Source organism: Methanosarcina sp. 2.H.T.1A.6, assembly GCF_000979455.1.
Taxonomy (GTDB): Archaea; Halobacteriota; Methanosarcinia; order Methanosarcinales; family Methanosarcinaceae; genus Methanosarcina.
In genome coordinates this window covers 64,296-76,116 of sequence record NZ_JJOY01000045.1, presented here as the reverse complement: position 1 = coordinate 76,116, position 11,821 = coordinate 64,296, and the positions used below count along the sequence as shown (strand labels likewise).

General features: G+C 42.9%; 11 protein-coding genes. 2 read left to right on the top strand and 9 right to left on the bottom strand.

The features are described from left to right. Positions 1–344 precede the first annotated feature (344 nt). From EO98_RS13625 to cobA, 7 genes are all read right to left on the bottom strand, one after another. Positions 345–998 (bottom strand): HAD family hydrolase, encoded by a 654-nt coding sequence (locus EO98_RS13625; RefSeq protein ID WP_048140502.1) that lies wholly within the window; start codon positions 996–998, stop codon positions 345–347. A gap of 612 nt (positions 999–1,610) precedes the next feature. After that, a complete protein-coding gene (locus EO98_RS13620; RefSeq protein ID WP_048140500.1) occupies positions 1,611–2,375 on the bottom strand; it encodes an HAD family hydrolase in 765 nt (254 codons plus the stop codon). Positions 2,376–2,452: 77 nt separating this feature from the next. Beyond that, the gene (locus EO98_RS13615; protein ID WP_048140497.1) at positions 2,453–3,406 is read right to left on the bottom strand and encodes a phosphotransferase; all 954 of its coding nucleotides are present in this window, start codon (positions 3,404–3,406) and stop codon (positions 2,453–2,455) included. 306 nt (positions 3,407–3,712) lie between these two features. Next, a complete protein-coding gene (locus EO98_RS13610; protein WP_048140493.1) occupies positions 3,713–4,378 on the bottom strand; it encodes a molybdopterin-dependent oxidoreductase in 666 nt (221 codons plus the stop codon). A gap of 278 nt (positions 4,379–4,656) precedes the next feature. Next, positions 4,657–5,856 (bottom strand): 12,18-didecarboxysiroheme deacetylase, encoded by a 1,200-nt coding sequence (ahbC, locus tag EO98_RS13605; RefSeq protein WP_048140491.1) that lies wholly within the window; start codon positions 5,854–5,856, stop codon positions 4,657–4,659. 223 nt (positions 5,857–6,079) lie between these two features. Continuing rightward, the gene (locus EO98_RS13600; RefSeq protein ID WP_048140486.1) at positions 6,080–6,871 is read right to left on the bottom strand and encodes a uroporphyrinogen-III synthase; all 792 of its coding nucleotides are present in this window, start codon (positions 6,869–6,871) and stop codon (positions 6,080–6,082) included. A gap of 27 nt (positions 6,872–6,898) precedes the next feature. Continuing rightward, entirely contained in the window at positions 6,899–7,666 is a 768-nt protein-coding gene (gene cobA / locus EO98_RS13595) for a uroporphyrinogen-III C-methyltransferase (protein WP_048140484.1), read from the bottom strand. Between the two features lie 458 nt (positions 7,667–8,124). On the opposite strand from cobA, the gene rnz reads away from it, so the two are divergent. After that, positions 8,125–9,042, top strand: coding sequence for a ribonuclease Z (gene rnz, locus EO98_RS13590; RefSeq protein WP_048140482.1), 918 nt, complete (start codon positions 8,125–8,127; stop codon positions 9,040–9,042). A gap of 189 nt (positions 9,043–9,231) precedes the next feature. On the opposite strand, the gene EO98_RS13585 is transcribed toward rnz, so the two are convergent. Together EO98_RS13585 and EO98_RS13580 are read right to left on the bottom strand one after the other, a co-directional pair. After that, positions 9,232–9,492 (bottom strand): hypothetical protein, encoded by a 261-nt coding sequence (locus EO98_RS13585; protein ID WP_048140480.1) that lies wholly within the window; start codon positions 9,490–9,492, stop codon positions 9,232–9,234. 347 nt (positions 9,493–9,839) lie between these two features. After that, positions 9,840–10,958: an AAA family ATPase gene (locus EO98_RS13580; protein WP_048140477.1), complete on the bottom strand. Its 1,119-nt coding sequence runs from the start codon at positions 10,956–10,958 to the stop codon at positions 9,840–9,842. Positions 10,959–11,618: 660 nt separating this feature from the next. On the opposite strand from EO98_RS13580, the gene EO98_RS13575 reads away from it, so the two are divergent. Next, on the top strand, positions 11,619–11,816 hold the full coding sequence (locus tag EO98_RS13575) for a hypothetical protein (RefSeq protein ID WP_048140475.1): 198 nt from the start codon (positions 11,619–11,621) through the stop codon (positions 11,814–11,816). Positions 11,817–11,821: the final 5 nt, after the last annotated feature.

Genomic DNA, 11,821 nt, shown 5'->3' with positions numbered 1-11,821 from the left:
GTGGGGGACGAGGAGACATAGATGCACTAATATTTAGATTATTATTATAAAAACACATGCGAGAGTGATTCCCTAACGCTTAACCGATGACCAATGAAAATATTTATAATTGTTTAACAAACAATCAGTCTAACGGCAAACAAAAAACGAGCAGACAAAAAGTGAGCCGAAAAAAAGTGAGCAGACCATAAGTGAGCAGACCATATGTGAGCAGACCATAAGTGAGCAGACAAAAAAGGAGCAAACAAAAAACGAGCAAATGAATAAACAGCCGTAAAAATTATACAGAAAAATTAAAAGGTACAGTTCCTCTCCTTTAAGCTTTCTTTTGTGTTCTCATGCCCTTATGCGTATTTCCACGCGCTGTGGATGTGCATTGCATTCATTCCGAGGCTTTGAGGTGCATATATGTCATTTTCCGGAGTGTCCCCGATTGAAAGCACTTCCCAGGGCTCAAGCCCGAGGCGGTCAAGAGCCATTTTGAAAAGCCTTGTGTCAGGTTTTTTGATACAGTGGTCAGAAGACATGATCACGAAGTTGAAACGGTCGTATAAGCCGAGGAAGCGCAGTTCCTGCTCCGTAAAGACTCTCTGGGCGTTTGAGACAATACCTTTAGGGATGTTCCTGTATTTTTCAAGCAACCTGAGGCTTTGCGGGTAAGCTTCCAGTTTTCTTATGGATGCAGTCCTGAAGACCTTTGCAGTTTCAATTCCAAGCCAGTAAGAATCAATCTCCCTGAAAGTATTTTCTTCACAGATCTCGGCAAAAATCTCTTCTATGCGGATATCTGGGTACTGCTGTCCGGAATTTCCCAGCCTGCTCACGACTTTCCACCTGTACTCTTCCCTGAGCCTATCAGGTTCAATCTTCACTCCCTGGTAAAGCAGCCAGCGACTCACTCTCTCGTTTGTCTCCCGGCTTTTTTCGTCTGTTTTGATGTCAATAAGGGTTTTGTAGCAGTCAAAGATTATGCCTTTAATTTTTCCGTTTTGGAGCATAGGGACTCTCCTTCGATTTTTTTGAATTTAATCGAATTTTGTCAGATATTGGGTCTTGTGTATATTCTTTCTCTACTTAGATTTTGATGCGCGTCATGGTATATAGGCATTATGCAAATACTCATATATGGTATAAATATATATACATCTCTTCAAATTAACTATAGTCTTCCCTCTTAAATCCTCTTCTACCTCTCATTCTCTTGAGCGAACATTATTGCAAAATCAGATCGATGTGGGGCTTTAATTCTTTTTTGTTTCTCTCTGGCAGACGCTGCCAGATTAGCCTGGCGGGAGCTATTTTAAGCGTGAACTGAAAAACAGTTTACAGGGTAATGGGAAGTTATCTCTGGCTGCATGTTGGTTACAACCCTATATGGGAAGGGATATAAAGCCGGAGCTTTCACTTTCTGATATTTTAATAATATCAGGAGATAGGTCCGGAACCACAAGAAACAGAATTAGTGTAAACAATGGCTCTTTGTTGTTTTGTGTGGATATCCTCATAAAACCAAAGCGGTCTTGAATTGCAAATCATCTTAATCCATAGAGTATGCCAAAGAGCCTAAACAATAAACCTCTCCGCAAAAGAGAGGGAACGTTTTTGAAAAATCAGTCTTTCAGCCCGTAAAAATCCCAGGCTTCTTCAATAGTCATTGCCTGCATCCCGAGTTTTCTGGCTGGAAGTATCTCGTTTTCGTAAGAGTCCCCTATGGACATAACACACTTGGGTTCGAGTTCGAGTTCCATCCTTTTGAGTGCGGTCATAAAAAGCCTGAGGTCAGGTTTCTTGTATCCCACATCGGACGAAAAAATAACAAAATCAAAGTAGTCGTAGAGCCCCAGAAACCGGAGTTCCAGTTCGGAAAAAACCCTCTGCCCGTTGGAGATTATGCACTTGGGGATGTTTATGCAGTGCTCAATTAGCTTTATGCTCTGAGGGAAGGGGCGGAGTTTCCGTATAGAAGCTGCTCGAAAGACTCTTGAGGTCTCAATTCCGAGGAGTTTTTCATCGATTTTCCAGATCGAATTTTCCCTGCAGATCTCGGCAAAGATGTCCTCTACCCTAATCTCGGGGTATATCTCCTTTGAGTCCTCCATCCTTTCCTGTACCTTAAATATGTACGTATCCCACAGCTTTTCCGGCTTTACTTTTACCCCATGGTAGGCAAGCCATGCGCTTACAGTCTCATAAGTCTCGATCCTGTGTTCTTCGGTGTGGATATCGATAAGCGTCTGATAGCAGTCAAAAATAGCACCTTTTATCTGACAGCTTTCAAATACCTCTTCCCCTGCTCCGGCAGGAGCACCCAGAAAGGTGACAATACCCTCGCTGGGTTCCGATTCATGGTCCCTGGAAATGTTCTTGCCTCCCATATCCCCTTAATTTTACCTTCAATCTCCTTAATTTTACCTTCAATCCCATTAATTTTATTCTTCATTCCTCTATTTCCTTAATTCCCTCTATGAATTGCACTTAAACATTCACGTGCTTCTTTTATCAGGTAATCCCTGTAATCGCTCTGGTGAAGCCTTGCCGAACGAAGCAGCCCTATACTCATGAAAAAAGGCAGAATTCTGGTAATGTAGAAAAAATCCTTTTCTCCGCGGCTGTATTTCCAGAGGAAGTTCCCTATATACGGCTCGGCTTTCCAGCCTCCTCCTTTGTGCAATTCGAACTCGTTCTTAAGTTCCGCAGTCAGAATCCCGAGATCCCTTACAGGATGTGCATCAAACCAGGAACTTTCAAAATCAAGTGCATAGGGCTTTCCTTTGCAAAAAATATAATTGGAGGGGGTAACATCCCTGTGAACCATACATCCGCATTCCCGGTCGAGCCAGGAACTGTACCACCATTCTCCAAGGAGTTTGTTGAAAGTTTCCCTGGTGCTGTAATCCAGTTTCAGGTGGTCCAGCACGTCATGATAGTTTCTAAACTCATTTTCTTTATTGTAAGTGGACGACTGTGTGTTATCATGCAGCTGCCTGAGCATGTGAGCCACTGAAGCAAGCTTTTCATAAAGGTCCTCTTCGCGTTTAAGGTACCAGCCCAGAGATTTTCCAGGTATGTGTTCGGTTACAAGGGCACAATTAAAATCTTTATTTACTGCAAGAGGCTTTGCAACATTTATTATCGAAGCTGCTTTTTTCAGGTTCCGGTATTCATTCATCATACCTTTATAAGAGTTGTAAGCTTTCAGCTTCCCGGTGGGTTCTGCAAAAAATTTTGCCATCACGCTGAAGTGTTCCCCTTTGAACTGATACCTGCAGACTGTGTGAGAGGAATTGTACTTAATAACATCCACAAGACACTTTTTGTCGCGAATCCGGTGTCCTACAACCTCTTCAACAAGCCAGTCCCTGAATGGATCCCCAGGGTTTAAAGTATTAACATGGCTATTTGCCACTTCAAATTACCCCCTTTTTCCAGAAACAATCTCAACAACTATATTCTTTGCCTCGCAGTTATCCTCTTTTTTAACAGTACTGCAATGAGATACAGATCATGAAACATAGCACTAATGAAACGTAGCACTCATGAAATGTAGCTCTCATAAAGATAAAATAATAAAAGGCGGTTATGATCAAACCCTGTAATAATCAAATTTAGCCAGTAATAGGTTTTGAATCTCTGGTTTTGATTCTTCAATACTGACAACAGTATACTATAGCCTGGGTATCTTATATTATTATTGGTGTTTCAATACGGATTTTTACCCTCTCCTTTCAAAAGCAGGTCCGCCGACATCAGCTATGTTATTGTACCCGCGCTCCTCCCAGTACCCTCTGTAAGGTGAGTCACTGAGCTCAATTCTTACTATCCATTTCACCCATTTGTATCCATATTTGCCTTCAGCCACAAGCTGCAGGGGAAACCCTCTTTCAGGCGGCAGGGTTACATCATTTAGTTTATAAGCAATTATGATGTCGTTTTCCAGCAGATAGTTCATATCAAGGGAAGTGGAATACCCGTCGGCGCTGTAAAAAATAACTGTTGTTGCATTTTCCATAGCCCCCACTTCTTCAAAGAGATCGGCTATCCTGACCCCGGTCCATTTTGCGGTAAAACCCCAGCCTTCTACACAGTTAAGGTCAACAACTTTCGAAGTTTGAGGTAACCCGGTTATTTCTTCATATGTAAAATCTCGGGGGTTTTCCACAAGCCCGTTAACCTGCAGCCTGTAACTCTCCCTGTCAATATACTGGGTGCCTTTGATGGCATTGTTGCGCTGCTGTGCAATAGGGGTTAATTGTTCGCCCTGATAAGAAAGAGTCTCTGTCTGGTTGTCATAGACTCCCGTTTCTCCTCTGTCGGATAAGCAGCCTGAAAAGACTGTAAAAGCAAATGAAATAATTAGAAGTAAATGGATCGACTTCATGTATTATTCTGCCCCCCTCAACTTATTTCCTGCATGTCCTTTCCTTAAAATATGCATTCAGCGGGAATAAATGGTTATTTTTAAAAGAAAATTTCAGTGTTAAAGTAATAATCTGGAAGTCATAATCTGGAAGTCATAATCTGGAAGTCATAATCTGGAAGAGTAATAATCCGGGAGATTAAGAGTTGGCAGATGTAAAGAAATAGACAAAAACTGAAGAGAGATTAAGAAAAGTGCCGAAAAAAGAAAGCGATAAAGGGAATAAGCCTGAAAAGTTTTCAGGCCTCGTCGTATCCTATTTCTTCTTTTGTAAGGTAGCAGGCAGGGTCATCTGCCCATACATCCCCGTAAACGGCTTCGGCTCGAACTCTGAAGTTTCCGTTGCAGACGTCGAACCATTTGCACTTTGCACAGCGGTCTCCACGGGCCTGAATAAGGGGCTTCCTGTGCTTGAGCCCGGCCATCAGTTCGTCGCTAAGGTCGGTCCAGATCTCGCTGAAAGGCCGTTCTCTCACATTCCCGAAGGAGTGATGTCTCCAGAACTGGTCTGCGTGTACAGCGCCGTCCCAGGAAACGCATCCGATGCCTATTCCCGAGGAATTGCCCTGGTTCATCGAGAGGAGTTCGAATACCTCGGCAGCCCTTTCCGGATTTTCTTCAAGGAGCTTAATATAGAGGTAGGGACCGTCGCAGTGGTTGTCCACAGTCAGGACTTCTGCGGGGAAGCCTTTTTTGTGCAGCTCCTTTGTCCTTTCCATAATCAGGTCTACAGCCTGTCTGGACTCTTCGAGGGTAAGGTCTTCATCTACCATCTTCGAGCCTCTGCCTGCATAGACAAGGTGATAGAAGCAGATCCTCGGGATTTTTTCCTTCTCAAGGAGGTCAAAGATTGCAGGTATGTCCTTTACATTTTGCTTGTTGATGGTAAAACGCAAGCCCACTTTTATGCCTTCTTCCTGGCAGTTATGCAGGCCCCTTAGAGCTGCATCGAATGCTCCCTGCATGCCCCTGAACCTGTCATTTGTCTCTCTTATGCCGTCAAGGGAGATTCCTACGTAAGAAAGCCCGACCTCTTTTAACTTTTTTGCAAGGGGTTTGTCTATGAGGGTCCCGTTTGTTGAGATTACGGCCCTCATTCCCTTCTCTCTGGCGTAGGCTGCAAGCTCCGGCAGGTCTTTTCGCATCGTGGGCTCGCCCCCGGAGAAAAGCATAACCGGAGAGCCAAAAGCTGCAAGGTCATCGATAAGGGCTTTTCCCTCTTCGGTCGAAAGTTCGTTTTTGAACTCCACATCCTGTGCCTGGGCATAACAGTGGACGCATTTCAGGTTGCATCGGCGGGTCATGTTCCAGACTACTACCGGTTTTTTATCTTTCGAAAACTGCAGTAGGTGAGAGGGAAGCCTCTTTGAGTCCCTTCCATAGCGAAGGGCATCAGAAGGTTCCACGGTTCCGCAGTAAAGTTTTGAAATGCCTATCATGTCGATCCATCAAAATTAAGATTGTTTTCCAGAATTTTAAGTATTGTTTTTTGAACCGGCTTTTGTGGGTAAATTTTTAGTGGGTCTTTTATTTGCCAGTCCTCAAAACAATTTGAGTTAAACCTCAGATGGCTTCACCGGGAAAGATTCTGAGCGCTTTCCCAGCATAAATTTCTGAGTATACTTGTAGAAGATTTCTTGAATAACCCTTAGAGCTGGCTGTTCATAGCTCTTTTTTCATAGCCTTTATCAGGGCTTCGAAGGTGAACTCATCAGGGATTACATCTGCATTGATCCCGTGTTTTTTCAGGGTATTTCCTGTAGGAGTACCGATGGCGCCTACAACAGCCTTGCCAAGAGTCTCTTTTATGGTCTCTCCTGCTCCCAGCTTTTCCGCATGTTTCATAAAGCCTTTGACCATCATTGAGCTTGTAAAGGCAAAGGCATCCACTTCTCCTGAGAGAGCGCGTTCTATGAGCTCTTTTTGGGCTGCACCTTCAGGGATGTTGAGGGTGTACACATGAGTCTCATAGACTGTTGCTCCGCACTTTTCAAGGCCTTCTATCAAAACCTTAGCCCCAAAAGCGCTTCTTGCAAGGTCAAATGTTTTCCCTTTTACCTCAGGGCAGAGAGCTTCTACAATTCCTTCGGAACTGTAATCTTCGGGCAGGAAAGAATCTTCAATCCCTATTTTTTCAAGCTCTTTCTCCGTGTTCGGGCCGATTGCTATTACCCTGGTCTTTTTCAGGGCTGTGATGAATTTTTCCTTTTCAGTTTCCGTGAGCTTGTCCAGTGTGAAAGTTATTCCGTTTGCGCTTGTAAAAACAACGTAATCCGAAGTTCCGTCAATGACCCTCTGAACGAAGGGCTCAAATCCTTCGTCTTTCATGCCTTCAAGCTTTATCATGGGGGCATAGATGGGCTCAAAGCCGTACTCTCTGGCAAGTGCCTCAGACTTTTCGCGGTAACTTTCCGGCCTCATGATTGCAAGGACAGGCTTTTTTCCTTCTGTCATGTTCCCTTCTCCTGTCATTTCGTCGGGTTAAAATTCCACTCCCGTTAACTGTTCTCCGAGGATATCGTGCAGGCGGACCACGTCTCCTACAACTGTGATGGCAGGAGCCTTTACTTTTCGTTCTTCTGCCAGGTCTGCGATATCTGCAATGGTTCCAACGGTTACCCGCTGGTCAGGTCGGGTCCCTTTCTCTATGACTGCAACAGGGGTTTTCGGGTCCTTTCCGTGCTTCATGAGCTCTGCAGTATTTCGCCTGAGCATCTTTACACCCATAAAGATTACAATGGTCCCGTTGAACTTTGCCAGGGTCTCCCAGTCCAGTCCACTCTCTTCCTTTGTGGGGTCTTCGTGCCCTGTTATAAAGGTGACCATCGACGTGCTTTCCCTGTGGGTTACGGGAATTCCTGCATATGCAGGCACTGCAATTGCAGAGGTAATCCCTGGCACGACTTCGAACTCTATGTTTTCTGCTACAAGCACCTCAGCTTCTTCTCCTCCCCTTCCGAAGACGTAGGGGTCCCCTCCTTTTAGCCGGACCACCATCTTGCCTTCCTTTGCCTTCTGCACAAGCACTTCATTGATTTCGGACTGGGTCATGGTGTGATTGCCCGCGTATTTTCCCACATCGATTTTCTCTGCGCTTTCCGGCATTGAGTCCAGGATCACTTTTCCAGGGAGCTGGTCATAGATAATGACTTCAGCACTGTCAATCAGCCGACGGGCTTTCAGGGTCAGAAGCTCAGGGTCGCCGGGACCAGAACCCACAAGATAAACTTTTCCGTAATTTCCTGACATATGACGACGGTTCCTTTTTCTTCCTTTACAATTGTTGATAGATAATTCTCTTCCTTCATTTCGTGATAGATGACATCTTATACTTTCATGGGAAGGTTCCATAACAGGATAACTTCTTCTGAAGGTGGAAAGCCATCTTCTAATAAGAAGGAGAGGTTTTATAGAAATGTAAATCTGTAGGGTTTAAAGAGCTTTTATAATAAATAGTATACCATCTTCATACAGTTTTATTTCCAAGCTTATATATATTAAATCGTATACTTATCTTATATCTCTTATTCCTCTTTTGTATACTATATGTGTTTGCTTATGGTTTGATTCTTGAAAAAGAGAGTGTTATTAAAGAGTATAGAGCGACTGGCAATTAATAAATACCTCTGATGTAATTAGTGAGTTCATTGTAACTGATAATTTCATTGTTACCAGTTAGTAATTTCATCATAATCAGTGAGTTCATCATGCTTCGCATAACTTTTCTAGGCACTGGAGGGTCCCTCCCGACCCGTAACAGAAATCCGTCAGCAGTAATGATCAACAGAGAAGGGGAACTTGTACTCTTTGACTGTGGAGAAGGCACCCAGCAGCAGATGATGCGGGCAAAAACGGGGATGATGAGTCTGTCCTCTATTTTCATTAGTCATTTTCATGCAGATCATTTTCTCGGAATTCCTGGCCTCATTCAAACTATGTCCTTCCTGGGCAGGAAAGAGCCGTTGACGATCTACGGTCCTGAAGGGACCAGGGAATTTACTGAGCTTTTTAAAGCCCTTGGCTATTTCAACCTTAAATATGAAATACGGGGTGTGAAACTGAGTCCCGGAGACACTGTAGAAGGGGAAAGTTATGTAGTCCGGGCTTTAAAGACCGAACACAGCATCCCGAGTCTTGGCTATGCCCTTGTGGAAAACCCCCGCCCCGGACGTTTTAACAGGGAAAAGGCAGTCGAACTCGGCGTTCCTCCTGGTCCCCTTTTTGCAAAACTTCAAAGGGGAAATCCTGTAGAAGTGGACGGAAGGCTCGTAAGGCCCGAAGAAGTAATGGGAATCCCGAGGCCCGGAAGGACAATCGTGTACACCGGAGATACCAGGCCCTGTGAAGCAGTGCTTGAAGCCAGCAGGGATGCCGACCTCTTAATTCATGACGGCAGCTTCGCTGACGAGATGGCAGACTGGGCGGAAGAATCCATGCATTCGACAGCAGGTGAGGTTGCAGCCCTTGCAAAAGAAGCCGGAGTCAGGAAACTGGTCCTTACCCATATCAGCTCACGTTATACTGATGATGTGGAACCTATCCTGAAAGATTCAACAATAGTTTTTGAAAATGTAGTTGTAGCCGAAGACCTGATGGAACTTGAGATCCCATACAGACCTGAATAAGCAGACTTGGATAAACATACCTGAAGCAGACTTGGATAAACGGATATGATTGAGCCTTCATATACTGGGTACAGGGCTTTTTGCGGAATATTTGAAGTTTTCTTTAAAGCAGGGTTTAAAAATTAGATTAAATCTCTCTACAGGAAATAAACCTGCAGAAAGAATCTTTATTCAGTATTATCAGGTTGTTCAGACAAGTGTCCAGTCCAGGTTTTTGTTTTCAGCGTCGTAGAGTGTAACTCTCATGGTCTTGTCTTCGATTTCATAGATCTGCTTGATACCGAGATAGAATGTGTCACCAGGGTTGATTTCAATTTCACCGTTGACCCTTCCGAAGTACACCCTCCCTTTTGTATCATTTTCTTCAACTGTCACACCTTTCCAGGCCATGTTATGGGTTACGCTTATAACCCTGCACTCAAAGCGGTCGACTTCACGTATTTCATTCATGAGAATCCCTTTTAAATCTTGTTTAGGGTATAGTTGAGACCTTACTTAAATAGAACTTCTGATAAAGAATAATGATTTCTATACATAAAACTATCCCAGAGGCTTTAATAAGAAACTTCTCTTCCAAACTTCTTAATGTCTTCTTAAAATCTTCTTAATATCTTTTTAATATCTTCTTATAAACTACCAGAGCTGAAAAGAAAACTTCCTTAGACTGAATAAATTAGTCTGCACAGGAAAATTGTAAAAGCAGGTAAAGAGTTATACCTAAGATAGGTGCCTGGAAATGTCTCATAGAAAAGGGATTAAAAGGCACTTTCTCTTTTAGGTTATTTCTCTTTCAAGGGTTATACATAAAGTTGGGTTGGGTTCTGAGTGAAATCTTTCCTGCCCAATCTTGCAAGGGCTTTTTCAAAGTCTTTACCGCTGACAATTTCCCTATCTTCGATGATTGCCTGATGAAGGGCGGTTTTAAGGATTTTTTCTACAATATCCCTGCCTGAAAGCCCTTTAGCTTTCTTTGCAAGTGTCTGGAAATCAAATTCCTCTACCTTCAGAGGGAACGTCTTCACATTTGATTCCAGTATATGAACGATTTCTTTTTCTTCCGGAAGGACAAACTCAATCTCTTCCTCGAACCTGCTTCTCACAGCAGAGTCCAGGGAATTGACACGGTTTGTCGAACAGATGGTACAGACTCCGTCGCGTTCAACTATTCCGTCCATTTCTGTCAGAAGGGCATTTACAATTTCGCTAACGTCTCCTCTGAGCTCCTGAAATCGCCTGTCCAGGGCAATGGCATCAAGTTCGTCAATAAAGATTATACAGGGAGACATCTCTTCTGCCCGGTCATATAGCTGGTGGATCTGACGGGCTCCTTCCCCGACATATTCCCCTATTAGCTGGGTAGCCTTGACCGGAATGATCGGCACATCGGTCTTGCTTGCAAGGGCTTTTGCGAGCATGGTTTTTCCAGTGCCCGAGGGTCCATAGAACAGAATATTTCTTGGTGCCCATTTCCCGAAACGTTCGGGCTCTTCCAGAAAGCGTTCGATCAGCCTGCACTTCTGTTTTGCAAGTTCCTGCCCTATTACATCTTCAAATCTAACATCACTTTTTATCTCTTCAGAGGGAGATATTCCATTTTCCTCTTCGGTTACGATAATGGATGTTGAGTTTCCTATTATGGATTCTGCAGGTTCCACATCTATAATGCGGTATGCAAAGTCAGGAAACATTCTCTTGTCAAAGAGATAATCTCCTTTGCGGGCAACATTCCCATTCCACTGTTCCCGTGCATAGAATTCAAAAACATCCTTGTTTTCAATAACAGGATATTCTTCCATCATGCCGCTCAGGGGGTATCCTTCGGGCTTCAGGATAAGAAGTTCGGATGTGGATTTCCCGAGCTCGGTATTGTTCTCGTGAATTTTCTTCGCGTTCACTCTTTGTGAGACCGGTCGCACTTTGTTATCAACTCGAATACTTTTCTATACCTAATACGTTTCTATACCTTATAGTGACCTGAAGAGCTAATAAAATTAACCCCATGAACCAGTATGTATATTCGATTGCGAAAGCCTTATCCTGACTCCGCAGAACCGAAAACCGTTTACTGAAAATCATTCATGCAGGACATTATTTTCCTACCGTTTATCTGTATAAGACGGTCTATGGACTTCAGGTAACCATTATATATTCATATATTTAATGTAATGTATAGATGTGTATGTCCTGAAGGATATACTCCAAATGTAAAATATTTATATGAGTAAGCACTAAAAAGCTTATTGTTTAAAATTTGCTTGAAAAACCGTTTATGCAGGCTTTGATGAATTATTTCTTTGAGTAAAGGGGCTGCCATAATGGATTATTTGGCAAATCCCTCAGGTCTACTCATTTGAAGTAAAAATGAAGTTCGATTAAAAGGGAAAGCTAATATATTAGAGCAATAATATAAATATTTTAATTATCAAATTAAAACTATTTTCAAAAATAGTTAAAAGCTGGCAATTAATTACCAGCGTGTTACCTGATTATTCTATATTTATGGTAATACTGTGTATGTAATATAAATATTTAATAATGCAAAAATCTTAAGCATCTAACTGAGTTAGTTCTAGAGTATGATTTATATGTTTACTATGGAGAATACGGACGGTTTCGACCAAAAAACTCTTGATAAAATGAACGCTGAAGTCAAAAAGACTATGAACAAGCACGACCCAAAGTCGAAAGATTATAAGAAAATCTGCGAACAGGTTGAAGACCAGGTCTTCGACAGATACTGTTCTGAGGTGTTCAGACCCTCTCTTAAACTTTAAATCTT